The sequence below is a fragment of the Paenibacillus dendritiformis genome (assembly GCF_945605565.1).
GTDB classification, from domain to species: domain Bacteria; phylum Bacillota; class Bacilli; order Paenibacillales; family Paenibacillaceae; genus Paenibacillus_B; species Paenibacillus_B dendritiformis_A.
Genome location: NZ_OX216966.1, coordinates 3,350,688 through 3,376,212, shown reverse-complemented (window position 1 = coordinate 3,376,212; position 25,525 = coordinate 3,350,688). Strand labels below are relative to the sequence as shown.

Sequence of the window (25,525 nt, the reverse complement as noted above, 5' to 3'; positions counted from 1 at the left end):
GATGATCTCTCAACAATATATGTAGAGGACACGCACAATTCCTCAATAAATCCGTAATCTGTACGGAATCAATTCCTGCACTGCAGGCCGAAGGAGTGTTTTCCGTGAATTGGCTGTTTATATTAGGGTTTGCCGCATCGTCGAGTCTGGATAATCTCGGGGTAGGGATATCTTATGGAATCCGCGGGATGCGAATCCCTTGGATCTCCAATGCAATCATTGCCGTCATTTGCTTTTTGTTCAGTTGGGGCGGGATTCAGTTCGGGCAGTGGATTAGCGCAATCTTGCCTGGCATTCTGCCGGTGCTCCTTGGGGCGTTCGTATTGTTCATCATCGGGATTCGCATCACGGTGCCGCGCCACAAGAGCCAGCCAGCCGCAGTGTCGGCGGCAGCCGGCTCGACCCCGTCGCGGAATAAGCTGACCGACATGCTCCGGCATCCCGAGATCGCGGACGCCGACCAGTCCGGCACCATCGGCTACGGGGAAGCCGTCATTCTCGGCGTGGCGCTCTCCGCCAATGCGCTGACGAATGGCTTGAGCGCCGGGCTGCTCGGCCTGTCTCCGCTGGCCATCTGCATTACCGCGGCCGTTGGGAGCTATATCACGGTATGGTGGGGCGTATCGATTGGAAGGAAGGCTGCAAATATCCGTATCGGCTCCTTCAGCCTCGGTCAATTCAGCACGCTGATCAGCGGTGTCATTCTGCTGCTGATTGCCGTCAACGCACTCTTCTAGCGCTACTCCGCGATATTGCATCCCACTTCCGCCGCACTGACGGCCCACAGCCGTTCCGCCAGCTGCGCATCCTGCGAGCGGCGAGACGCCGGCATCTGACGCTGCCGGTAGAAATAAGCGCCCGACACCGCGGCAACGTCCGGGCTGGTCGCCAAGTAAATGGCGGTGGCCGCCCCCTCCTCCGGCGTGAGGAAGAACGGGCGCAGCATGGCCATAATGCGCTTGCCGAATCCTGTGCCGCGATCGACACCGATATTGGTGGCGACGGCCCCGGGATGAAGGCTGTTGGCCGTCACCTTCGTCCCCTGCAGCCGGCTGGCAAGCGCGGATGTGAACAATATGTTGGCCAGCTTCGATTGCGAATAGGCCGTGACTGCATTATAGCCCTTCGTCAGATGCAGGTCATCGAAATGAATGCGCCCTATCTTGTGGGCGCCGGACGACACATTGATAATCCGTCCCTGCGGCGCCCGCTGCAGGGCTTCCAGCAGAAGATTCGTCAACAGAAAATGCCCGAGATGGTTGACCCCGATATTCAGCTCGAAGCCGTCGCTTGTCGTCTGTCGGCGAACCGAGACTACCCCTGCGTTGTTAATCAGTCCATCCAGCGCCGTATAGTTGGACAGGACCGCTGCCGCGCATGCGCGAATACTGCGCAATGATCCCAGATCGCAGAGCATGAGCCCGATGCGATTCGATCCGCTGCGGCGAACCGCTTCCTCCAGCGCCCGCCTGCCCCTCGCTTCATTCCGGCACAGCATGATAACATAGATTCCCTGCTTGGCTAACGCCACGCTGGTTGCCAATCCCATACCCGAGTTCGCTCCGGTTACGAGCATCACCCGTTCCTTCATCTCGTTCCCTCCTTTTGTGCTGGCGGCTTCTTTCCATGCGTACTGGTATATTCGGCTGCGTGCTTCTATTATCCTTCCGGACAGGGCTCGCGGACCGTCGAGCGAAGAGCCGATCTCTGCTTCCGACCCCTTCGTATCTGGATATGCGCATGCGCCTGTAGTACACTGGACGAGATAAGCTTCTCATTCTACATCCACTGGAGTGATTCAACATGAATAAGATCCCCATTCAACAACGCGGACTCGCGGCCAGCCGGCTAGTGCTCGGATGCATGGGTCTGGGAGGAGGCTGGAATGACGAGCCAATAACGGAACAGCATCTCGCAGCGGCGCACGCTGCGGTCGAAGCCGCCCTGGAGGCGGGCATCAATATGTTCGACCACGCCGACATTTATACGAGAGGCAAGGCGGAGCAGGTATTCGGCCAAGTGCTGAAGGAACGGCCGGAATGGAGAGAGCGCATCGTGCTGCAATCCAAGTGCGGCATTCGCTTCGCTGATAATGGCATTCCGGGACGCTATGATTTTTCGAAGGAGCATATTTTGCGCAGCGTCGACGGAAGCTTGAAGCGGCTGGGTGTCGAATATCTCGACATTCTGCTCTTCCACCGTCCCGATCCATTGATGGAGCCGGAAGAGGTCGCGGAAGCGATGTCGGCATTGAAGTCTGCGGGGAAAGTGCGGGCCTTCGGCGTCTCGAACATGAGCGCAGGCCAGATTCGGCTGCTACAGACATACAGCAAGGAACCGTTCATCGTCAATCAGTTGGAGATGAGTCTGGCCAAAATCGGCTGGCTCGATCAAGGCGTTCACGTGAACCAAAATGCCGCCAAGGAAGATATATTCCCGGAAGGCACGCTGGAGTACTGCCGTCTGGAAAATATTCAAATTCAAGCTTGGGGCCCGCTTGCGCAAGGCGTCTTCTCGGGCCGGGATCTCTCTGATCAGCCGGTTTCGATCCGCGAGACGGCCGAGCTCGTGCAGGCAATGGCCAACGAGAAGGGCACGACGCGGGAAGCGATCATTCTCGCCTGGCTGATGCGCCATCCGGCCGGAATCCAGCCGGTTATCGGCACGGCCAATCCGGAGCGAATCCGGGCATGCGGCGAAGCGGCGAACCTCACCCTGACACGGGAAGAGTGGTACACCCTGTACGTCAGCTCCAGAGGCAGAGCGCTGCCGTAATAGACATAAGAAGGGCGATCCGGCAGCCGCGATATGGCTAGCAGAATCGCCCTTTTTCTTTTGTGCGCCGGTTCTATTCACGCGACGGAACATAGCGCCCTTGTGCCGGGATAGCCAGCTGGTCGAACTCCCGGGCCAGGCGCTGCAATTGGACCGTCAGCTCCTCCCCTTCCATAGGCAAGCCGTGCCCGGTCACGGCCAGCTGCGGCTGAAGCTTCTCCAGCCGCTTCACCGAGCGCCACGCCTCATCCCAATCGGGAGTGAAGTAAGCCGGCGGACCATGGATTTCTTTGGCTTGCCCTAGCACATGGAGAGCCGATTCCTGCTTGACAGTGATGAACGCATCCCCCGCAATCAACGACCGATCCGATTCCCGGTAAAAGGATACGTGCCCGGGAGTATGCCCCGGCGTAGGAATCACCCGCCAATCCGGCAGATGCGGCACGCGGCTATCATCGGGCAGCGGGCGGACCCGGCTTCCGAGTCGGATCGCTTCGTTCGGATAGAACGGAGAGAGCAGAGACATCAAGCCCCCGCCGACCGTCGGATCTGGCGGAGGATAATCCGCTTGCCCCGTCAGGTAGGGAAGCTCTTGCGAGTGCGCGTATACGGGAATATCCCAGATGTCCAACAGATCGCGTATCGCGCCTACATGATCGAAGTGGCCATGGGTTAGCAGAATGGCCGCAGGCGGACCGTCAAAATGCGCTTCCGCCGTCTCGCGAATAGTATCGCCGAACGTGGCTAATCCGGCGTCGATCACTACATAATCGCGGCTTCCTGGCGCTCCGATGAACACGACATTGACCATAACAGTGCGCAGGCATATGATGTCTGGCCGTGCAGCGATTACGGACGTGGTCCCGGAAGACAGCATATTCGGTTTGTCCATTCGAATTCACTCCTTGCAGCGAATGACCATTTAACAGGTTTTTTATATCCTGTCCTGCCAAGCCATACCTAATCCGCATATTTTTCTGATGGAGGCCGTATACGAACCTCCGGGTCCTTTCTAAGCGGATCGCCAAAGCCATCCTGTTGCCCGGGCGCTTCTTTTGTGAAGCTTATTTATCGGCGTTCGTTTTAGAAAACGCTTTAGAATTGGGACAAGCCCTTTATTTTTTTCTCCCCTCTCCTTCTATTGCATTCCTGAAATAGGTCTAACGACCTACTCTCTCTTTTGGCACAATCTATTGATTTTACATAATTAGTAATCTTTCAACATTTTCCGCCAGAGAACAGAATTGGAATATAGTTAATAGTACCCTTACCCTTAATATGAAATATATGTAAACTTGATTTATGTGATCGACATCATAGACAATCACCGTTTTTTGAATACCGACCGCAAGAAAGGAGGCTGAGGCTGTATTTTTCCTTCAACAAGGTTCAACCGGACAGTAAAATAGCAAAGGAGGCTTACGTTTGAGACTGCATTCATTCCGCAAACTCATGTCTTTGGTCCTTAGCGCCTTGCTGCTTGCCGGCATGGTCTTTCCGGGAGTATCGGGCGCAACTGAAAAAATGGACTGGTCCGCATCCGAGACGAAGCAACAACTCCAGAGCCAAGTCAAGGATCAGCTCAGAACCAAGCTGCAACTCCCTCGCATCTCCGAACTGAACTTATCTGACATCACACCGCAAAACTTTGTACCGCCTTCTGACAGCAGCGACATTATTACCGTTATCGTAGAACTACAAAATGAACCGTTGAAAGTAGCAGAAGCTCAGGCCGCGAATACATACTCCTTGTTCGCCAACGATGTGGAAAGCGATATCCGGCAAGAGCATCAGCAATTCCGCACCGCACTTAACCAACTGGAAGCCTCAATCCGTTACGAGTTCAACAATGTATTTAATGGATTTTCGATCAGTATCCCGGCCAACAAAGTCGATGATTTGTTGACGATTCCGGGCGTGAAGGCCGTCTTCCCGAACGTAGACATCCAGGCGATTCCGAACGAGCCGAGCGCTCATGGCGACAGCACCTATATGCATAAAAGCGCGCCCCATATTGGAGCGAAGCATTTGTGGGATATAGGTTTAAAAGGGAAAGGCATCAAGGTCGGCGTGCTTGACACCGGCGTTGATTACAACCATCCAAGTTTGAAAGATGCCTTTAAGGGCGGGTATAACTTTGTCAATAATAACGATGATCCAATGGAAACGAGACCAGATGATTCGCAGCCTATTATTGATGGAAAAGAGTATCATACGACCCATGGCACGCATGTAGCTGGAACGATTGTCGGCAGAGGAAACTATGATAATCCCGGCGACAGCGGCAAAGTACGCGGCGTCGCTCCAGAGGCAGATCTGTATGCGTATCGCGTTCTCGGGCCATATGGCAGGGGATCTTCGGAAAACATAGTACGCGGCATTGAGCGCGCCGTCTATGAAGATCAGGTAGATGTTATCAATCTGTCGCTCGGCGCCGATTACAACTTCCAATATACCGCGCATTCCGTGGCGCTGGACAATGCAACCAAGGCCGGTGTCGTCGTGGCTGTCGCTGCGGGCAATGCCGGGCCGAAGCCGCTCACGCTGGGAAGTCCGGGAGGAGCCCATGCGGCCATTTCCGTTGCAGCCTCTTACCCTCCGGTCCTGACCCCGGTATTTGAGGTTGAGGGTATGGATAAGAAGTTTTTCTCGCAGCTCGCTACTTCTTCTCCCGTACTGGACACAGATAAACCGCTTGAAGCGGTCTTTGCCGGATTCGGAAAACCAGATGATTTTAAGAACAAAGCCGTAAAAGGGAAGCTCGTGGTCGTCTCCCGTGGCGAGATCAGCTTCGGCGACAAGTCGAGAAACGCCAAAAAGGCGGGAGCCGCAGCGCTCATCATTTTCAACAACGAAGCTGGTGATCTGGCCGCGACTCTTGGCGAAGGGGATGTCGATGAATTCGTTCCTACTTATACCATTTCGCAAGCCGACGGTCTCATCTTGAAAAATTATACTACGTCCGGCTCGGTGAAGAAGGTTGTCCGCAGCGATGTCGAGGAGCAAGATATGCTCGGCTCCTTCAGCGCCCGCGGTCCTGCGCTGCCGGACTATACGATTAAGCCGGACATTGCCGCGCCGGGAGTCGGCATCACATCATCCGTGCCGGCCTGGGACGGCAATTACGAGAACGGGTACGGAAGCTCGCAAGGCACGAGCATGGCCTCGCCGCATATCGCGGGAGCTGCCGCATTGCTGGTGGAGTATTCCAATAAGAACGGCCTCAATCTAAGCCCGGATGACATCAAAGCATTGATGATGAATAATGCCGTAGATCTGAAGGATCGCGACAAGAACGTATATAAACTAACCGAGCAAGGTGCAGGCCGGGTCGATCTTGAACGAAGTGTAAAAGCTCCAGCGATCGCTCTGGTACAAGAGACCGCTAACGTCGCGGTAAAAGACAATCCGGGCGCACTGTTCGAATATGAAACGGGCAGCCTCTCATTCGGAGCAGTTTCTCCGGATAATACGTTTAAGAAAACGGTACTGCTGAAGGGCATCTCTAATGCGAGTCAGCAATATTTAGTCTCCATCGATTGGCCTGCTGAGGGCGGAACCTTAACGTCGAGTAAGGCAACAGTAAGCCCTGGGCAGACGTTCGACGTGACTTTGCAAATCCCGGCAAGCGTCTCCGGGAATTATGAAGGCCATGTCAATTTGAAAGGGGACGGCGGCCACGAAATCAGGCTTCCTGTTAGCGTGTATATCGGAGACGAATTCCAAGTGGCTCCGGCGAATGTCCTAGAGATAACTCCGAACATCCTTGCACCGGGCACCGAAAGCCAGTACAGCAAAGCGAATATTGACTTGCAAGTAAACAAAAAAGAAAAATTTTCGCTTTCTATCTATGATTTATCGGGAAAAGCAGTTGGAGATACCGTCATTGATCATGGACCATTAAAAACAGGTAACGCAGTGCTTGAAAGCTGGGAAGCCAAGGTCAGCAACGGCGGCCAATGGGAGGTTCCTGAAGACGGAATCTATTACCTGGCCCATAAGGGAAGCAAGGAACCGGCACAAGAAGGGCAACTCTTTGTTATCGACACCGAAGCGCCTGAAATCACCTTGGACAGCCGCGAAGTCCGTGTTGATGATGTGGCAAGCTACAAAGGGCTGATCACCGGAACCGTAGATGATCAGCTGCTACACTTGCTCCCATCTTATGAACCGAGCCAGCTTGTTGAGGTTATTGCCGTAGTCAATGAAGATTTTACCAATATGCAATATGCGACAATTGATAAAAACAAACGATTCCAACTCGAAGTGCCCCTTCAAAGAGGCGCTAACGAAATCGTCATTATAACGGTTGATGCTTTGGATAATTTCGCCGTCCGCGATATCCTGGAGTATGACTTCGATCCGGATGCCGGCGCAGTCCGCGTCAACGTAACGACGAGCAAGAATGAAGTATCGACCGGCGAGGAGTTCCAAGTTGATGCGTCGTTCTCCGTCACCGAATCGGTATATTCCGCTTCGTTCAGCCTAATCTATGATGCCAGCCTGACCAAGGTCCGCGTGGAACCGAGCGTAACGTTGGCAACATATCAACTTGATTGGTATCCGGATGCAGATCTCATCTTCGAAGAGAAAACGACCGACTTGGAGGATGGCAAGAAGAAGTTGGATATCCATGTCAGTCTGACAGATGGGGCTTATCAAGGTGATGGGACGTTAGGCACGGTCGTGTTCACGGCAAGCAACCCGGGTACGTATACCTTTAAACTGGCAGATGTTGCAATGACGGATGGCAACCGCGAACCGATTCGTGTAGCTGGATTTGCACCGGGAACCGTTGTTGTCAATTCACCAAAGCCGCCAGATCCTGAACCAAAACCTGAACCAAAGCCTGAACCTGGCCCAAGCTCAGGCGGCTCGTCTTCCAGCAGTTCCTACTCCTCCACTCCGTCGCAGCCGTCTGGGAAGGCCTTGAAATCGGGCACCTTCACGGTAACCGAGAAGGACGGCAAGAAGCAGGGATTGCTGCTTGTATCTTCGACTGAGATTAGCTCGCAGTTGAACGACAAGGAAGCGACTGAAGTGAAGCTGGATATTTCGGATATCGCTTGGAACGATGTCAATTTGTCGGATATCCGGATCACCCGCGTGCTGGCGGAGAAGCTTACTGCCTCGGGCAAAGCGTTGCTGCTGTCCGGGAAGGATTTTGAAGTGCTCATTCCTGCCGAGTCGCTCGTTGACTTTATCGGGAAAAATGGAGATCTGACCGTACGCCTGGTGCTGGCGCCGCTGACGGAAGGAGAGCAAGCGTCCGCACTGAGACAGGTCGCTCCGGGACTGACCGTCCAAGGCGAGAAGGACACGGTCACCAAGCCGATCCGTATCGGTCTAAAATGGAGCGCCTCCACCGTCAAGGATGCCCGCAAGGTAGGCGTCTACGGCAAGGATGCGAAGGAGGCGTGGACGTACTACGCGCCTGGCGTTCGCTGGGATAAGGAAGGCGTTCGCTTCACTACGGCGTCGCTCGGATCCTATACGGCGCAGGAATTGTCCAAGACGTTCGACGATATTCGCACGCATTGGTCCAAAGATAAGGTAGAGGTCGCAGCCGCTCACCAGTTGATCGAAGGCAAGGGCAGCTTGAATATGTTCAAGCCGAACGATTTGGTCACTCAAGCGGAATTCGCCTCGCTGCTCGATCGTCTAACCGGTTCCGGCAAAACGTGGAACGACCGTATTGCCGAGCCGGGAGCGCGTGACCCGCTGACGCGCGAGAACATGGTCGTCATGCTGGTGCAGGCACTGCAGTTGAAGACCGATAACGCTCCGGCGCTCGGCTTCGCCGACCAAGCGAAGATCGGTGCGGATGCCCGCGCCGCCGTCGCGGTTGCGGTAAGCCGCGGCTATATTAAAGGCACGGGCGGCAACAAGTTCTCTCCTGAAGGAACATCAACCCGTGCCCAGGCAGCCACGGTGCTCGCCCTCGTGCTGCTTGATCTGCAATCGGAATCGTAATATCGGCCAGACGAGGTCATGACACAACCGCTGTCCCTGAGGGACAGCGGTTGTTGCTTCTTGGGCTGGATAGTCGAGAATTGGCATGCGAGACAATCCGTTAGACATACGATGATAATAGAACCAATTCTGCCTCCACCATCTGCAAAGGAGAGTGCATATGCATCATCAACAGGCCCAGGCCGCTCCGGCTGGTTCGCTCTTGTTCGAGCACCGCTTCTGGCTGCAAATACTGGGAGATCATTCCCGCTTCATTTTGGACGCCTTGTCGCCCCGGGAAGCGAAGGACATTCGTCAGGCGGATCAGTTCATCCGGCGGTTCGATGAGCTCCTGAATCAAGCCCGCCAGGCCTCCTCCGAATCCCAAGCCCTTGCCATCGCTGCCGATGCGCATGCCGCAACGATGGAATTGAAGAATTTCAAGCTTGACCTGCTGCGCCGATTGCTGCTCGGCCAGGTTACCGTGCTTCTTCCGCCGACCTTTTTCAACCATATGCTCAATGAGCTGCAGGAGTATGTCTATATTCTCGATGCCGTTCGGGCCGGCAAGCCGGTGCCGTTGTTCGATGCGCTTCATTATGATCTGGTGTGGCTGTCGGACGCTTCCGGCCATGCTTCGGCGATCGCATCCAATCTGGATGCAGTGGAGAGGCGGCTGATCGAGAAGAGCCGCCAATTCGAGAAGCATTTCGATGATTATTACAAAAAAGCGGTCGAAATGGTCGGCTACTTGCGGACCCAGCTTCGCCGCTTCCCGGCACTGGAGCGGTTCCATCGCGATGTGAACCTGGAGATTAAGTTGTTCACGAAATTTTTGCTGGAGCTGGAGGAAATGGAGTTAAACGCGGAGACGCTCGATATTATCAGTCCGTTGATGCCGGATCATATGGCGCGGGAGGAATGCTACTACCTGATCAAATTGGCCCAGGCCGGCGCCGTTCCTTCCCCGGGATGCGATCCAACCACGCCGCGGGTTCAAGGCTGAAGAAGCCCCCCAGTTCCCGGAACTGGGGGGCTTGCGGTGCAGGAGACGCGCATTATTCGGACAGCTTCGTATCTGCATCGCGCGCGGCTTGACCCTGCTGAGCGCCTTCCAGATCCGCTCCGAACTCGGCTTCTCGTCCTTCGATATCCGGCATTCTGTTCAGCTTCGTCGTCTGCACTTCCGCTTTCGTCGCTTGGTCGCGGTTATGTTCTTGGTTGTTCATTCGGCAACTCTCCATTTCGCATATACTCATGTACACAGTTAGTATGCGGGAAGGAGCGCCGCTTTATTCATAGATGTTCCGTTATTCTCATGTTCATGCGTCCGCATCGGCTTGCGGCCGGGGCTGCAGGCCATTCCCCTACTCGATATGCTTCCGGTAGCCCTCCGCGGTGAGCAACTGCTTCATCGCTTCCTCCGGATCGCCGTCCAGCTCCACCTCGGCAATCCAGCCGCCTTCATACGGTTCGCTGTTCACCTTCTCGGGAGTGTCCTCCAGATCGGTATTGACCTTCGTCACCGTTCCAGAGACCGGGCAGTACAGCTCCGATACCGTCTTGACCGACTCGATCGATCCCATGCTGTCGCCCGCCGATAAAGCGGTTCCAATCTCGGGGAACTCGATGAATACGATATCTCCCAATTCCGCTTGCGCGTGATCGGTAATCCCGATGCGCACGGTCCGCCCTTCGACGACGACGACCCATTCATGCTCCTCGCTGTACAACAGATTCTCTTTCACTTCGCTCATGTTCACGCTCATTCCTCTCTCATTATTATCGCAATTAGCCGGCACAGCAAAAAAGACAGATCAAAGACTCATTCGCCTCTTCTCTGTCCCGGGTGCCTGAGAGTTTGCCCGGCTGCCCACGGCAGGCCGGTATTCCCCTTGGGCGGCTGTACGCTCTCTCCAGAGGTGCGTCGGACGACGGTGCTTCTACCTGAGAGATTCCTCGCCGAACGGCAGTTTCGGCGGCTTGCTCCTTCGGTGCCGGGACTTGGCGCCCGGTCTCTCCCGTTCATCTTCATTCGCGGTATGTGATACTATTCAAAATTACATCTATAGCGTAGTTCAGCTTCCCCGCCATGTCAATATGAGAATCATTTTCGCAGAAGTTCGCAGAAATGGATTGACAATGTCAGGAAGGTTCGAGTAATAATGGAGGTATGACAATTGCACATTGCGAATGATGGTAAAGGGAGAGATTACTGCGAGACAGTAACGCCGAAGGAGTAAGCCCGCCACGGGTGAATCTCTCAGGCAAAAGGACGTTTACCGGACGCGCCTCTGGAGAGCATCCGCTTCTAGCGGGTCACCCAAGGGGAAACTTATGGGCCGGCTTCAGCAGACGGAAGCCGGAAGATCATGAGGTAACTCTCAGGTACACAGGACAGAGCGTAAGAAGGCATCCGCTGGAAGCGGAGCTGCCTTTTTTCGCCTGTCCTTTTTTTGAGTCCCATTCATTATCCATATCGAGGTGATGTCATGTCCACGTTACAACGCACGCCCCTATTTCCGAAGTATGCCGACCACCCTTCCGTCCGCTGCATCGATTTCGGCGGCTGGGAGCTCCCGGTGCAATTCAGCGGCATCCAGCGGGAGCATGAAGCCGTACGGCAGCAGGCCGGCCTGTTCGATGTGTCGCACATGGGGGAGCTATTCGTGAGCGGTCCTGCCGCATTCTCCTTTTTGCAGAAGATGACGACGAATGACCTGTCCAAGCTGGAGGACGGCAAGGCACAGTACTCCCTGCTCTGTTATCCGCATGGAGGTGTCGTCGACGATCTCCTGGTCTATCGTCTTGCCGAAGATCACTATATGCTGGTCGTTAACGCGTCCAATACGGACAAGGTTGTCCAATGGCTGCATGACCATGCAGAGGACGGCGTGCATATCGACAACGCGTCTTCCCGCACCTCCCTGCTGGCGCTGCAAGGACCGCAGGCACTGTCCATTTTGACGCAGGCAACCGAAGCGCCTGTCAGCGGTTTGAAAGCGTTTCATTGCTTCTCCGATGTCCAGGTGTGCGGCGTTAAGGCTCTCGTCTCGCGTACAGGCTACACGGGCGAGGATGGGTTCGAGCTCTATATCTCGGCTGACGATGCGCCCCATCTATGGACGGAGCTGCTGCGAATCGGTGAACCGTTCGGGCTCGTTCCGGTAGGCCTGGGGGCCAGAGATACGCTTCGCTTCGAAGCGAAGCTGCCGCTGTACGGCCAGGAGCTGTCCGAGCAGATTACGCCGCTGGAGGCTGGGCTTGGCTGGTGCGTGAAGCTGAATAAAGGGGAGTTCATCGGCAGGGATGCGCTCGCCAAGCAGAAGGAAGAAGGCGTTCCCCGCCGATTGGCCGGCATCGAATTGATCGATCGCGGCATCCCGCGGACCCATTATCCCGTCTATGCAGGCGATAAGCTTATCGGCGAAGTGACGTCCGGTACGCAATCCCCTACCTTGAAGCGCAATCTCGGCCTGGCGCTCATTGAATCGCCATATGCCGAATTGGATACGGAACTGGAAGTCGAGATTCGCGGCAAGCGGCTCAAGGCCCGCGTCGTCGCAACCCCATTCTATCAACGCCCTACAACAACCAAGGGAGGTTCGCCTTCATGACCAAGACACATCGCTATATCCCGATGACCGAGCAGGACGAGCGGGACATGCTCGCGGTGATCGGCGCGGCATCGATTGATGAGCTGTTCCGCGACATTCCGGAAGCGGTCCGTTACAAGGGCAGGCTTCCGATATCCGAAGCGCTGGACGAAGCGGCCCTGCTGCGCCATATGCAGGATCTGGCCGGCCGCAACGCCAGCCTCGATCAGTATGCAAGCTTTCTTGGCGCCGGCATCTATGACCATCACATTCCGGTCGTCATCAATCACGTTATCTCGCGTTCCGAGTTCTATACCGCCTATACGCCATATCAGCCGGAGATCAGCCAGGGAGAGCTGCAGGCCATATTCGAGTTCCAATCCTATATATGCGAGCTGACGGGCATGAAGGTAGCCAATGCGAGCATGTATGACGGGGCGACCGCGCTCGCGGAAGCCGGGGTGCTGGCAAGCGCCGTTACGAAGCGCAAGCGGATCGTCGTCTCGCGCACCGTTCATCCGGAAGCGCGGCAGATCCTGCATACGAGCGCGCGCGGGCTCGGTCTGGAGATTGTAGAGGCGCCCGATGCGAACGGAGTGACCGATCTGGAGAAGCTGGAGGCGCTCATGACGGACGACACGGCTGCGGTTATCGTCCAGTCGCCTAACTTCTTCGGCTGCATCGAGGACGTGCAGGCCATCGAACCGCTGATTCACGGGCGCAAAGGACTGCTTATTATGAGCACTAATCCGCTGTCGCTCGGCCTGCTGGAGAGCCCGGGACAGCTGGGCGCCGACGTCGTCGTCGGAGATGCCCAGCCGTTCGGCATCGCCTCGTCGCTGGGCGGTCCGACATGCGGATACTTCGCCGTATCCGAGCCGCTGATGCGCCGCATCCCTGGCCGGATTGTCGGTCAGACCAAGGATCGCGACGGCAAGCGGGGCTTCGTGCTGACGCTGCAAGCCCGCGAGCAGCATATCCGCCGCGAGAAGGCGACGTCCAACATTTGCTCGAACCAGGCGCTGCTAGCCTTGAGCGCTTCCGTCTATTTGTCCGTCATGGGCAAATCCGGCATCCGCGAGGTCGCGAATCTGAACATCCAAAAGGCGCATTACGCTGCCGATCGGATCGCGCAATCGAAGGCAATGTCCCTGCCGTTCACCTCGCCGTTCTTCAATGAATTCCTGGTCAAGCTGCCGGAAGGCGTCTGCCCGACCGCCTTGAACGCCGCCCTGATGAAGGAAGGGTTCATCGGCGGCCTGGATGTGTCCCGTTACTATCCGGAGCTGGCGGGCCATATGCTTGTCGCGGTGACGGAACGCCGGACCAAGGCGGAAATCGACCAATTTGCCGCACGATTGGAGGGTGCTGTATGAAACCGGAGAAAAAGCTGATCTTCGAGCTGAGCAAGCCGGGACGGACCGCTTATTCATTGCCTGAATGCGATGTTCCGCAGCGGGATATCGAAGAAATGATACCGGCGGCGATGCTCCGCCAGCAGCCGGCGGAATTGCCGGAAGTGTATGAAGTGGATGTCATCCGCCATTACACTGAGTTGTCGCGCCGCAACTTCGGCATCGACAACGGCTTCTACCCGCTCGGCTCCTGTACGATGAAGTACAATCCGAAGATTAACGAAGATGTCGCCCGCTTGGCGGGCTTCGCGAAGATTCACCCGTATCAGCCGGCTGATAGCATTCAAGGCGCGCTGGAAATGCTGTATACACTCCAGCAGGATCTTGCCGCCCTCACGGGGATGGACGAGGTGACGCTCCAGCCTGCGGCAGGCGCCCACGGGGAATGGACGGGCCTGATGATGATCCGGGCTTACCATGAGAGCAAGGGCGAGATCCGCACCAAGGTTATCGTTCCGGACTCGTCTCATGGGACGAACCCGGCGAGCGCGACGGCCGCCGGTCTCGATACGATTACGATCCCTTCGGATGAACGGGGGCTTGTCGATCTTGAGGCGCTGCGGGCGGCGGTCGGTCCGGACACAGCGGCACTCATGCTGACCAATCCGAGCACGCTCGGCTTGTTCGAGGAGCACATCCTCGAGATTGCCGATATTGTCCACGAAGCCGGCGGCCTGTTGTACTACGACGGCGCGAATTCCAACGCCATCATGGGCATCACCCGCCCGGGAGATATGGGCTTCGATGTTGTGCATTTGAATCTGCACAAGACGATGAGCACGCCGCATGGCGGCGGCGGTCCCGGGGCCGGCCCGGTCGGCGTCAAGAGCATCCTGGCGCCATACTTGCCGAAGCCGCTCATCGTGAAGAAGGAGGATGGCAGCTTCGGATTCGAAGAAGAACGGCCAACCTCGATTGGAAGGGTCAAAGCATACCTTGGCAACTTCGGCATTCTCGTCCGCGCGTACACCTATATGCGCACATACGGGCCGGACGGACTTCGCCGCGTATCCGAATGCGCGGTGCTGAACGCGAACTACATGATGCACCGTCTGGCACCTTATTTCGAAGTGCCGTATCCGGGCGTATGCAAGCATGAATTCGTCATCTCCGGTAGCGGCTTGAAGCAATATGGGGTGCGCACGCTGGACGTCGCCAAGCGGCTGCTCGATTTCGGATTCCATCCGCCGACCATCTACTTCCCGCTCAATGTCGAGGAATGCATGATGATCGAGCCGACGGAGACCGAGAGCAAGGAGACGCTCGACACCTTCATCGATACGATGATTCAGATTGCGAAGGAAGCGGAAGAACAGCCGGATCTGCTGCTCAACGCGCCGCATCACACAGATGTGAGAAGACTGGACGAGACGCTGGCCGCCCGCAAGCCGGTCTTGAATTGCGCTTGCAATTAACGAAGAAGAAGCCCTTTGCCCCTGCGCTTGAATGGCGCGCCCGGGGCGAGGGCTTCTGTTCTTATAGAGACAGCAAAGGAGAACTGCCTCATCGATAGGCAGTTCTCCCTCTTTTCCGCAGCTTATTGCTGTTCCCGGCTAATGTAGAAGGTCACTCGTTCGCCCTTCTTAATCGCTGCGCCTGCTTCCGGCTCCTGCTTGAAGATCTGGCCAGCCGGCTGCTCCTCGCTGTTCTCCTTGAAATACGACCAGCGAAGCCCCGCAGCCTTCACTTGCTCTTCCGCCTCTTCCAGCGTCAGACCAATCAAGCTCGGAACCTGCACTTCTCCTTCGCCTGTCTGTCCCGCTTCAGCAGGAGGTATCTCCGTCCCCGGATTCGCCGGATCCGTCGGCGTTCCCGTGTCTGGCATCCCTGTTCCCGGCGTCGTCGTCCCTGGATCTGTCGTTCCGGGATCGGTTGGTGTCGTTCCAGAATCTGTTGTGCCCGGCTGCTGGGTATCCGGCTGCGTTGGCATCCCCGCATTCGTATCCGGCTGCTGCGATCCTTGGCCGGCGCTGCTGCCGCTGTCCGTATTCGAGCTTGAAGAGCCTCCGTTCGAACTCGAGGATTCTCCGTTCGAGCTGACGGACGTATCCGGATCGGCAACAGAACCGTTATCGCCGCCATCCGGAACGACAGCGCCATTATCGGCATTGTCGCCGCTGCCGTCCGGCAGTTCCGCCGCTGCGTCGGAACCGCCTTCCTGCCCCGGTTCGGTCACCGCGACCGGCTCATTGTCTTTGGAGAGCGAATTAGCCCAGATGACGGCTCCGCCCAAGACAGCGAAAAAGACACACACACAGGCAACGATAAGCAGCATCTTGCTTCCGTTGAAGGAAGCGGCCTCCTTGCGTTCGTATTCATCATCATCCTCATCTTCGACCAGGTCCTCATCCGCTTCCACATCATCCGGTTCGGAATCGGCGAGAGGACGCCGGGACGGCAATTCCTCAAGCGGAGGAGCGGCCGTGAATACGGGCGTCGCCACGTCGCGGCTTGCCTGCATCGGCACATCCGGCTGCTCCATAATCTCCCGCAGTCCGACCATGAAGGTGAATAGAGACGCATCTCCCGCGTGGACCTTCCTCATCAGCTTCAGAACCAAATCTCTTTGAGCTGAATTCAAGTCCTTCAACGCGCCATACAAGCGAGTCTCGACAACATCGAACTGCGAAGGGACATGCGGATGAAGCGTGCACAGCTGATACAGCAGCCGGTACAAGGCGGTTGTGCCGTGCTCCCCTTCCTCCGCCTGGGTCCAGTAGTTCATAATAATCAGTTGATTATCCGCCGTCACCCACACATTATCAATCGTGACCGGGAATCGGCTGACCCCTTCCTCCAGCGCTTCCTGAATGCTGGTGCCCAGCTCGTAAATCATGGACAGCACCTTATCCGAGCTCAAGGCGTGCCGCTGCGCATACTTCACCAACGGCATGCCGCTGTACGCCATAAACACAACGTAGAAGTCCTGTCCGGACATGCCCGCATTCAGCATATGGAAAAATCGGTTATTGGAAAAATGCGATACATTCCCGAATGCGGCGCGGTATTCCTCTGCGCGGCCCGAATCCGTATTCTCGACAACATAAATAAATACGTCGCGCTGCAAAGACATATCGACGGCTTCATAAAGAATGCCGCCGCCCAAGTGAAAGATGACGGAATTCAGCTGATAACGTTCTGCTATGTAAGTGCTCATACAGTAACTCCTTTTTCCATGGTAAGAGGCGTTGTGCCCCCTTGTGTCATTATGAGGCATCGGCCGCCGTTTTGCAAAGCTCCCCTACATTAGACGGCCAAATCTGCCGTTCGGTTGCGCCCCCAAGCAAATCTAGTCAGACACAATATACTATTACGGTTTTCAGTATAGCATAGTTCCAAAGAAGTCCGTTATCGAACCCGGTTATCATTATTTTCCATTGTATTGCTTTACTTCTCCGTGCCCATTTTCTAATCACGGCTTCGGCTTTCTTCTATTATAAATAAGAGCCGCCCGGCATGCTCTTCGGCAGCGCAGGACGGCTCAAGACTCCGGCTCGTTAACCTTCGTTGTCGTCGCCGGTCCGATCCAGAATGAGATTGGTAACGGAAGTCGAGTCGCCGCGTTCAATTTCTTCCGGAGTCGCTTTTTCTTTCAAATTATCCAGCTCCATGCCGGGCGCGAAGCTCGGCCCGGATTGCTTCTTCTGCTTCTTCGTCATCAATGGACATTCCTTTCACCGTAGCCTCTCCCTTATTGTTCCTGTCAAGCCCGGTATCTATGTGCCCTATCGATGATAACTCGGCGCTTCGGCGGTCTCCGGAACGATCCGCGTGCCTGCCAGACCGGCCAGCGCGAGATCCGCCTGGTTAAGCGAACAAATAATCGCGGTTCCTCCCTGGGCGGCGAAGGACGCTGCAGCCTCCACCTTCGGGCGCATACTGCCCTGGCTGAAGTGCCCCGCTTCAATGTATTCAGCCGCAGAAGATGGACTCAGGCTCGTCAGGGGCCGCTGATCCGGGCGGCCATAGTCGGCATAGACGTGCTCGACGTCAGTCAGAATAAGCAGCACATCGGCTTGAATCTCGCGAGCGAGCCTGCAGCTGCTGAAATCTTTGTCGATTACGGCCTCAATGCCTGTATAGCTGCCGTCTTCCTGCCGGACAACCGGAATCCCTCCCCCGCCGCAGGCAATGACAATCTGGTTCAATTCGAGCAGCTGCCTTACGACGTCTGCTTCCACAATCGCTTGCGGCCGCGGAGACGGAACGACACGCCGCCAGCCCCGGTTCGCATCCGGCTTCAACTGCCAGCCTTTGCCGGTCATGAGCTGCTTCGCTTCCTCCTCCGTATAGAAGCCGCCGATCGGCTTGCTCGGATTGCCGAAGGCCGGATCGTCCGCCGCCACCTCTACTCTCGTAATCAAGCTGACGACCGAGTGGCCGTTCCCGCCGCTGGCCAGTTCATTGCGCAATAATTGTTGAATCATGAAGCCGATGAAGCCCTGGCTTTGGGCCGTGCATACATCGAGAGGCAGCGGCGGCACCTCCGCCTGCGCCTCTTCCTGCTGGAGCAGCAGATTGCCGACCTGCGGCCCATTGCCATGCGTAATGACGAGCCGGTGTCCTTGCGCCACCAATCGGGCCAAGACGCTGCAGCTGCGCTGAACGTTCGCCAGTTGGTTCTCGTAGGTGGCCTCCTGCTTCGGCTGCAGGATGGCATTCCCGCCCAATGCGGCAAGAATGGTAATCTTCTCTGTCGGTCTATGTACAGTCAGACGAATCCGCTCCTTCCGCGATCGATGGATGTGACGCTGTAAACGATTGCACTATTTTATTCGGTTCTTCATGCTCCGTGTATTGACTGCCCGTATAGTCAGCGATAACCTTTCGCCAGAACGATTGGGCTGGAGCATTCCTTTTGATCTGTGTCACGATCCAACTACCCGGATAAGCATCGAATAAGGAACAAGCCGCTGCGCTTCCGATTCCTTGGCTGCGGTACTTCCTCATCACAAAAAACTCGCTCATCACATGGCGTGGCGTGCCCTTGTTATCCTGCACGGTGACGAGGGCGAATCCGGCCAATCCATTATTCGCCTCGATGAAATATGGATGATGCCCCGAGTCTGGTTCCCAATACCGTTCCAGATTCGGGTACTCTCCATAACGTCCATCCGGAAGCACATCCGCATCATTATATGCGGAAAAATCATAAAAATAATACTGCATCAATTGGCGCAGCACGGTTTCTTCTTCCGCCCGAATTCTTCTCAGCTTCATAGCGTCCCCCTTCTTCCAGCAGCAGGCTATCATAGAATCATAGGATAGATGGCAAATATTATCAAGACCATTTTCTGTCACAAAAAACCCTCCCCCGTTCTGACGGGAGAGGGTTCGGCAAGCATGGATTAATTAATCATCAATGCATCTACGCCATAAGAGAAGTCGCGGTAAGGACTCATATCGAGCCCTGTAAAGCGGGCATTGTTGCCCCACATATCGCGGCGCTGGTACATAAAGATGTATGGCAAATCCTCATTGATTTCTTGATACAGCTCTTTGTAGATCGCTTTGCGTTCCTCGATATCAAGCGTTTTTCCGCCTTTTTCGAGCAGCTCGTCGACTTTTTTGTTGGAGTAGCCGATTTCGTTCCAGGATCCTCCGGTAACGAAGATATTTTGTGCTCCTTGCGGATCCGGATCAAGGCGCCAAGCCATGAACAACATATCAAAATCGCCCTTCTTCCGCTTCTCAACGACGGCGTTGAAGTCCATTTGTTCGGCAACGAATTCGATGCCCAATTCCTTGTAGTTCGCTTGCGCTACCGGAATAATCGCGTCATTCACCACATTCGGCGATGTAGCGGTAAAGTTGATCGTGAATTTCTCGCCGCCTTTCTCACGTATACCATCCGCGCCAACCTTCCAGCCCGCTTCTTCAAGCAGTTGCTTCGCTTTTTCCAGGTTGAACTCGTACTTGCTCACCTCATCGGTATAGGCCCAGGACAGCTTCGATTGCGGCACATTGATGACCTCGGCATAGCCCTGGTATACGGCTTCCACGATTTGCTCGCGGTCCAGGCCGTACGCCAATGCCTGCCGCACCTTCACATCCTGGAACTTCGCCCGGTTATGGTTGAAGGCGATGTAGCCGTAACCATTGGTCGGGAACAGGGATATATCGAGGAAGCCCATCGATTGGAGCAGCTCGAAGTTGTCAAGGTTGGCGGAGATGAAGTCCATATCCGTCTCCCCGGTCTGCAGCAGTTGGGCGTTCGTCTCGTCCGTCGTAAACTTGTAGATCAGCTTCGGAATCTTTGGCGCGCCTTTGAAGTAGTTCTCATTCGCGACAAAGGACACATCCTGGCCGGCCTGGAACTTATCCAGCTTGTATGGTCCGTTGCCGAGCGGCTTCGTGAACAGATCGTTCATATAACTCAAATTGCCCTGCTTGTAATCTTTGCCGTAATAGGCTTTGGAGAGAATGCCTGTCGCACCGATAGAGGATTGCGCCAGGGAGCTTGGTTCAATCGTTGTAAATTCAATGGTGAGAGGATCGATAACCTTGATGCCTTCAATGGAGGTTGCTTTGCCGTCAAAGTATTCCTTGCCGCCTTTGATTTTGGCGTCTCGTATGATATCCATAGGGCCATCATACGACTTATCATGCAAAGCGGTAATCGTGAAGGCGACGTCTTCCGCCGTCAGCGGCGAACCGTCGCTGAACTTCAGGCCTTCCTTCAGCTTGTACGTGTGGGTCAAATTATCCGGGGAAACTTCGTACTTCTCCGCCAGCAATGGCGCATACGTCCCGTCCTTCTGCACTTCCAGCATCGCCCTGAATAACGTTTTCGTCACGTAATTATCATAAACCGTTTCCGCGTAAAGCGGATGGAAAATTCCAGCCGGAGCCTGCATGCCGATAATCAGCGTGTCTGTCCGGGCCGTGGCGTTAGCCGGCGATTTGCTTGGATCGGAAGCCTTTACAATCCCTTCGTTGATGAACTCGGCTTCTTCCGTGTCGGAAGCCTGTTCTCCAGCCTCCTTCTTCTCCGGCTCATTGCCCTGCTGTTCTTGAGTCGGTTCCTTGGACGGCTCCGCGGCATCGCCGCCACCGCCGCATGCCGACAGCACCAGTGAAAGTGACATCAGCAAGCATAGAAAAATAACCCAACTTTTCTTCACTGCACAACTCCCCCTACATTCATGTAATAATTATGTTGACACTAAGCGGTAACGAAGTTCATGGTTTGCCGGCAGGCGGCAAACCAAACAAATTTTCGAACTTTGGTCAAATAATTATGCAGGAATCTCGTTGATTGTGTATAAGCCAGGTAGTTACAGAATATAATACTTGCCTATCAACGTTTTGTAAATCCCTAGGATTGAAATCGATATAGAATCTGGTGGAGTCTATTCTGAAAAGCCATGTCAGTCAAGGCTTTTTTCTTTTTGGTTTGGAGTTTCAATGGAGTCTATTCTGAGCCCAGACGTTGAGTCTGTCACCATTTCGTCCCCGCTGCCCCCATTCTGCATAACACGTAAAAAAGCCCTGGCATAATGCCGGGGCTCATCTTTTTCCGAATGCGTCGTACACGGGGCGCCCGCACCTAATGCAGGTGTATACCCCGTCAATCCATTTCCCCTTCATTCCGGCCATACAGTTTTACAGATGTCCGGATCTTTCGGCTTTGCGGCTGCCGGCACCTCTTCCCGTTGCAGTTCCTCTCGCCAGTCCTTCATTCCGATCACCTTGAACAGAAATATGTTTCTAATCATTATAAGCGAAGTTGCGGATAATCGACAACCAAAAACTATTAATATGGAGTTTATGTATCGTTTCAGACCTGGCGGGGGTGATAGTTCCAGCTACTTTTTAGATGTGGAGGTAATTTTCTTGCACTCAAACCAGGACAAGGTTCTATCATTGCTAGCTTAACTCCTGATCGACTGATCATATACTATTTTACAATTACAAATTAACAGTAGCTAAGGCCTGTAGTTCTCATAAGACTTTACAATGTAAATTCCTACAAAAGAGCCGTCAGAGTCCTTCCTCAACGGCTCTTTTTTATTTCATTTATCATCTGGTTATACGAGGTTTATTACAGTAACTCTGTATGCCGCAACTTCGTTATCGTTTTTATCATAGAACCTGATAATAGTAGTCCCTACCCTACTGGCATCAATATATCCCATTGTAACTGTAGCAACTCTATGATTTTCGCTTGTGAAATAGTGATAATTTATATTCACTTTATAACTAGTCCCAGCAGCCAAGGTTATGTTTTTAATCTGAGCAGCCATCGAGTATGTAGTTTGGGGGGTAACTGTTGTTGGTGCTGCATGAATAGATGTACCTAACACGGTCATTAAACTAATCGATAGCAAACCGATTTTAAACAACTTATTCACGTCACTACCTCCTATGATTATCGTCGAACACATCCAGATGAGACTCTTTCTTCGGACCAGATTTTAACTGTGGGTTTGCCGTTGTCATCATAGCACTTCTGCGAATAACCTATTTTAGTATGAGTTCTTCCATCCAAACAATACCTTTCTACATATTCGATTTTCTTGTTCTCACACCTTGCTGCCTCAGTGTTACTTGGCAAACTGATGAAGATCATAGATGCACTCAAAATAATTCCAGTTAACCTAAGTAATTTTGACATAGACATCACCTCCTTGTATTAACATCTATATTCTGGTTGTAATTATAAATACCACCCATTTCATGCAACTAAATAAAAAAGGAGCCCCACTAGCACAATGCCAGCAGAGCTCCTTTTCACCGGTTCCTCCGGATTTGATTCCAGTATACACCACGATCCAACTGCGAAAAAGTAAAATTAAGGTTATTTTTTCACCACAAAGTATTAGTCCACTTGAACTATATACTATGAGATGTGTTTATTGGTAATATATAGGTGTTCGTCCCAATATTTTTGAAAGGTGGAAGGTAAATGAGATTAAAAAGCGTGCTCTCAGTATTCGTTGCTTTTGTTCTAGTCTTGGTTTTTACCCAAAACGCCTTTGCCATGACCGGAATAGGAGATACAAAGGAGAATGCAATTGCCCTGTTCCCAGAAACTGATTCAAGCGGGTTCATGCATCAGAGATTTGACCTGTATATCGATTCTGCTAGTGACCAGGATTGGTTCAAATGGAAAAATACAACCGGGGAAAACTTGTCAGTTTTCGCAGCTATACAGCCAAAAGATAGAAACAGTTATCTTCGAGTTGGAATGATTATTCAATATCCTTCGGGCCAAGAAACAACTATTTTTTATTCTGACCCATCCTATGGACCAGGAAACGCTCAAACTCTATCAGGATTTTACCTGCCTCCGGGAGCAACTGTGTATATTAAAGTGGATTCTAGAACATTTGGCACCCCATGCCAGTATATGTTCATTTTTGAATTAACTAAATTTTTGTAGAAAAAATTGAATATAACCACAAAAAAAGAGCTGTTGAGGAAGGACTCCCACGGCTCTTTTGCTTACCGGCGAACCGGCTTGGCCCCAGTATACCAAATAAACCCATGGAGTTAAAGTCTTTTACTAGAGTGAAAAGCTGGGCGGAGCCCAGCTCCTCCTCATCAAACCGTACGTGAGGTTTTCCCTCATACGGCTTTCCGATGTTCGTCCTTCATGCGCATGCAACTCACAATAACGTCTTTAATCCATGCATTTGACACAGCAACTTCACTTCTTGTCCGGAACTGCGCCAGCGATTACGTTGGCGTTTCTTCGCATACCACTTTGTCAGTCGTATACGGATGTACCAGTCCAACTTGGACATCCACTTCGCGCTGTATGGCGTCGAGTAGTAGTTCTTCCAGCCTTGGATTTTCGGATTCAACCACTTGACCTGTTCTTCGAATGTGACATGCCTCATTCTCGGCGGTGCTAGCCGCTCCTTCACCACTTCCCGTATGTGCTTCTCTGCCTTCCTGCAGAGCCATTGCTGGGTCGTGCAATATACTTGGCCTTGTCCGGTTTCCGCTTTCGTCTTTCGGTGGTGCATGCCGAGGAAGTCAAATCCTTCTTCCCCCGTCCATAGCCCCACTATCCGCGTTTTCTCTGGGTGCAGGGTCAGTTCCAGACGCTCCATCATCGCACGTATTAGTTTATAAGCCAAGTTCTAAACAGCTTCCTTGGCCTTCGTCCATGTTCGCGGGACTCGGCTTCCTCTTTTCCCTCTTGCGAGGCCTTTTTTACGACGCGGCAGGATTCACTTCATGTTACGGCCTGGCCTGTTGCTCGCCCTGTCTCCGACCGGTACTTTCGTCGATGCGCTTCTACGCACAGATTTCGCCGTACGCAGGCATCCTAGCTACGCGGGGACTTGGCTCCTCCCGCGACCGGACTCTCACCGGCTAGATGATGCGTGCTTTGCTGGGCACGCAGAACAAGAAAAAGGCCGTACACAGACGGCCCACTGATAAGGAGGCAAGGAACCATAATAGGTATGCTCTAAATTAACTGGTCGTGATACTGGTCCAATCATTTGAAGTACTTTCTCATATTGTATTTTAGAAAAGGGGGTGGCTTGAATGAGACATCATCGTAAAACAATCAAGATTATTCTTAAAGAAGGGCAGAAAGTGTTGATCGAGTGCAAAAAACGTAAAAGACATTGTTGTGAAAGACATTTTTGGTAATTGCTCATATTTGTGGAGCACCCGTCGAACCACGCTCCACCCCGTGTATACCAGTAAGAAAAAGCCTCGGAGCAATCCGGGGCTTTTCATTCACTTAGGCTAAATACATAAACGATTACCTGAGTCATGTTCCTTGGCTTTTGGGACAGCCCCGAACCACTCCCATTTCTGGCGAGTACCATCGTTGTATCCAAGTTCCAAGAAGTAGTTGAACCGCCAGGTGTCGTTGCCATCTGGTTGAATACTAATGTAGTGGTGGCACCCTCTAATTGGCTCTTGCGAATTTGGCCAAGCAAGTGCAGCCCATACGGAGCGTTGTCGCTATGGTCGTCAAAAGTACCCATAATCACATCGCTTTTCCCGAAGAGATCATGCCCCTTTTCGATGGTAATTGTGAGACCTGTGTCGTGATCCTTGTCGTCGTCGTTCGTGTGAAACCAAGCTTGTTACCAATTTAGGCATGTGTATGAACCTCCCTCAATCTGGATTCTGGGTAAACGGTATAACCTGACGACAACGTTTCACAGGAAGTTCTCCCCTAACTCCCTTTTTTGGAAACCTGATCCATCCTTTTCCTTCCGTGATGAATGCGTTGACTGGGTTATTCGTTAACCAACCTTTAATTTTCTTTTTCACAAGAAAACTATACGCTCTCCCAGATATCCGAAATTGTAGCACTGAAAAGTTCCGACCAAATTGTTGGGACATAACTTTCATGTTAGTTTCCCTACAGCTTTAGTACAAGCATTTAAATCACTCTCTCATATTGTAATATTAAGAAAGGAGGTGGCTTGAATGAGCCGTAATCGTAGAGCAATCACTGTTATTCTTCACCGAGGTCAAAAAGTATTGGTAGAGTGCAGACGCCGTAGAAGAGGCTAATTACTCATTTTATGGAGCGTCGAACCTTGCTAAACTTCGTGTCTACCCGTAAGAAAAAAGCCTCGGAATAATCCCGGGGCTTTTGCCTACCCCTGAAGGGGCGCTTTTATTACAAGCTATCCCTTGAAGGGATTTTTATATTCCTTCACCTGAATTTATCCAGGATAATATCATGATTTTCCTTTGGAGTGAACACGATATGGCATTTGCACAGCCATTTGGTATGTCCATACCGTCTCTGGCTTGAGCCACAAAAATCACCTTCTCCTTTCGTTAGACATAGTAGCTTGAACA

General features: G+C 53.4%; 19 protein-coding genes and 4 riboswitches. Of the genes, 8 read left to right on the top strand and 11 right to left on the bottom strand.

Going from position 1 to position 25,525, the window contains the following annotated elements; all coding sequences use genetic code 11:
• Positions 1-104: 104 nt before the first annotated feature.
• Positions 105-737, top strand: a complete 633-nt coding sequence (gene ytaF / locus NNL35_RS14770; RefSeq protein ID WP_254553550.1) for a sporulation membrane protein YtaF — start codon at positions 105-107, stop codon at positions 735-737.
• A gap of 2 nt (positions 738-739) precedes the next feature.
• Here the strand turns inward: ytaF and NNL35_RS14765 are convergent, their stop codons facing one another.
• On the bottom strand, positions 740-1,591 hold the full coding sequence (locus NNL35_RS14765; RefSeq protein ID WP_254553549.1) for an SDR family oxidoreductase: 852 nt from the start codon (positions 1,589-1,591) through the stop codon (positions 740-742).
• Between the two features lie 212 nt (positions 1,592-1,803).
• Between NNL35_RS14765 and NNL35_RS14760 the strand changes: the two genes are divergently transcribed.
• Positions 1,804-2,775 (top strand): aldo/keto reductase, encoded by a 972-nt coding sequence (locus NNL35_RS14760; protein ID WP_254553548.1) that lies wholly within the window; start codon positions 1,804-1,806, stop codon positions 2,773-2,775.
• Between the two features lie 73 nt (positions 2,776-2,848).
• Here NNL35_RS14760 and NNL35_RS14755 read toward each other — a convergent pair whose 3' ends face one another.
• Positions 2,849-3,667 (bottom strand): MBL fold metallo-hydrolase, encoded by an 819-nt coding sequence (locus tag NNL35_RS14755; RefSeq protein WP_254553547.1) that lies wholly within the window; start codon positions 3,665-3,667, stop codon positions 2,849-2,851.
• 533 nt (positions 3,668-4,200) lie between these two features.
• Between NNL35_RS14755 and NNL35_RS30390 the strand changes: the two genes are divergently transcribed.
• Together NNL35_RS30390 and NNL35_RS14735 are read left to right on the top strand one after the other, a co-directional pair.
• Entirely contained in the window at positions 4,201-8,748 is a 4,548-nt protein-coding gene (locus tag NNL35_RS30390) for a S8 family serine peptidase (RefSeq protein WP_276540134.1), read from the top strand.
• Positions 8,749-8,908: 160 nt separating this feature from the next.
• Positions 8,909-9,733 (top strand): DUF2935 domain-containing protein, encoded by an 825-nt coding sequence (locus NNL35_RS14735; protein ID WP_111154414.1) that lies wholly within the window; start codon positions 8,909-8,911, stop codon positions 9,731-9,733.
• 52 nt (positions 9,734-9,785) lie between these two features.
• On the opposite strand, the gene NNL35_RS14730 is transcribed toward NNL35_RS14735, so the two are convergent.
• Both NNL35_RS14730 and gcvH read right to left on the bottom strand, forming a co-directional pair.
• On the bottom strand, positions 9,786-9,956 hold the full coding sequence (locus NNL35_RS14730; RefSeq protein WP_254553546.1) for a hypothetical protein: 171 nt from the start codon (positions 9,954-9,956) through the stop codon (positions 9,786-9,788).
• Between the two features lie 138 nt (positions 9,957-10,094).
• The gene (gene gcvH / locus NNL35_RS14725; RefSeq protein WP_040732094.1) at positions 10,095-10,484 is read right to left on the bottom strand and encodes a glycine cleavage system protein GcvH; all 390 of its coding nucleotides are present in this window, start codon (positions 10,482-10,484) and stop codon (positions 10,095-10,097) included.
• 81 nt (positions 10,485-10,565) lie between these two features.
• Positions 10,566-10,649: riboswitch (glycine riboswitch) on the bottom strand.
• Between the two features lie 4 nt (positions 10,650-10,653).
• Positions 10,654-10,761: riboswitch (glycine riboswitch) on the bottom strand.
• 159 nt (positions 10,762-10,920) lie between these two features.
• Positions 10,921-11,016, top strand: a riboswitch (glycine riboswitch).
• Between the two features lie 3 nt (positions 11,017-11,019).
• Positions 11,020-11,130, top strand: a riboswitch (glycine riboswitch).
• 89 nt (positions 11,131-11,219) lie between these two features.
• On the opposite strand from gcvH, the gene gcvT reads away from it, so the two are divergent.
• Genes gcvT through gcvPB form a run of 3 tightly spaced genes read left to right on the top strand, consistent with a single transcriptional unit; the run spans position 11,220 to position 15,153 of the window.
• The gene (gene gcvT / locus NNL35_RS14720) at positions 11,220-12,344 is read left to right on the top strand and encodes a glycine cleavage system aminomethyltransferase GcvT (protein WP_254553545.1); all 1,125 of its coding nucleotides are present in this window, start codon (positions 11,220-11,222) and stop codon (positions 12,342-12,344) included.
• Positions 12,341-13,699 carry an aminomethyl-transferring glycine dehydrogenase subunit GcvPA gene (gene gcvPA / locus NNL35_RS14715; protein ID WP_254553544.1) on the top strand — a complete coding sequence of 453 codons (1,359 nt, stop codon included), beginning with the start codon at positions 12,341-12,343 and terminating at the stop codon, positions 13,697-13,699. The genes gcvT and gcvPA overlap by 4 nt, the downstream gene beginning before the upstream one ends.
• Positions 13,696-15,153, top strand: coding sequence for an aminomethyl-transferring glycine dehydrogenase subunit GcvPB (gene gcvPB / locus NNL35_RS14710; protein ID WP_254553543.1), 1,458 nt, complete (start codon positions 13,696-13,698; stop codon positions 15,151-15,153). The genes gcvPA and gcvPB overlap by 4 nt, the downstream gene beginning before the upstream one ends.
• Positions 15,154-15,275: 122 nt before the next feature.
• Here the strand turns inward: gcvPB and NNL35_RS14705 are convergent, their stop codons facing one another.
• From NNL35_RS14705 to NNL35_RS14680, 6 genes are all read right to left on the bottom strand, one after another.
• Complete coding sequence (locus tag NNL35_RS14705; protein WP_254553542.1) at positions 15,276-16,895, bottom strand: PASTA domain-containing protein; 1,620 nt, start codon at positions 16,893-16,895, stop codon at positions 15,276-15,278.
• A 340-nt stretch (positions 16,896-17,235) separates the two neighbouring features.
• Entirely contained in the window at positions 17,236-17,397 is a 162-nt protein-coding gene (locus NNL35_RS14700; RefSeq protein WP_006677881.1) for a hypothetical protein, read from the bottom strand.
• Positions 17,398-17,463: 66 nt separating this feature from the next.
• A complete protein-coding gene (arcC, locus tag NNL35_RS14695; RefSeq protein ID WP_276540152.1) occupies positions 17,464-18,426 on the bottom strand; it encodes a carbamate kinase in 963 nt (320 codons plus the stop codon).
• A 13-nt stretch (positions 18,427-18,439) separates the two neighbouring features.
• Positions 18,440-18,958: a GNAT family N-acetyltransferase gene (locus NNL35_RS14690; protein ID WP_254553540.1), complete on the bottom strand. Its 519-nt coding sequence runs from the start codon at positions 18,956-18,958 to the stop codon at positions 18,440-18,442.
• A 128-nt stretch (positions 18,959-19,086) separates the two neighbouring features.
• The gene (locus NNL35_RS14685; RefSeq protein ID WP_254553539.1) at positions 19,087-20,862 is read right to left on the bottom strand and encodes an ABC transporter substrate-binding protein; all 1,776 of its coding nucleotides are present in this window, start codon (positions 20,860-20,862) and stop codon (positions 19,087-19,089) included.
• A gap of 906 nt (positions 20,863-21,768) precedes the next feature.
• On the bottom strand, positions 21,769-22,092 hold the full coding sequence (locus NNL35_RS14680) for a hypothetical protein (RefSeq protein WP_254553538.1): 324 nt from the start codon (positions 22,090-22,092) through the stop codon (positions 21,769-21,771).
• Positions 22,093-22,646: 554 nt separating this feature from the next.
• On the opposite strand from NNL35_RS14680, the gene NNL35_RS14675 reads away from it, so the two are divergent.
• Positions 22,647-23,123 carry a hypothetical protein gene (locus NNL35_RS14675; protein ID WP_254553537.1) on the top strand — a complete coding sequence of 159 codons (477 nt, stop codon included), beginning with the start codon at positions 22,647-22,649 and terminating at the stop codon, positions 23,121-23,123.
• A gap of 226 nt (positions 23,124-23,349) precedes the next feature.
• Here the strand turns inward: NNL35_RS14675 and NNL35_RS14670 are convergent, their stop codons facing one another.
• Positions 23,350-23,802: a group II intron maturase-specific domain-containing protein gene (locus NNL35_RS14670; protein WP_254553536.1), complete on the bottom strand. Its 453-nt coding sequence runs from the start codon at positions 23,800-23,802 to the stop codon at positions 23,350-23,352.
• Between the last annotated feature and the right edge of the window lie 1,723 nt (positions 23,803-25,525).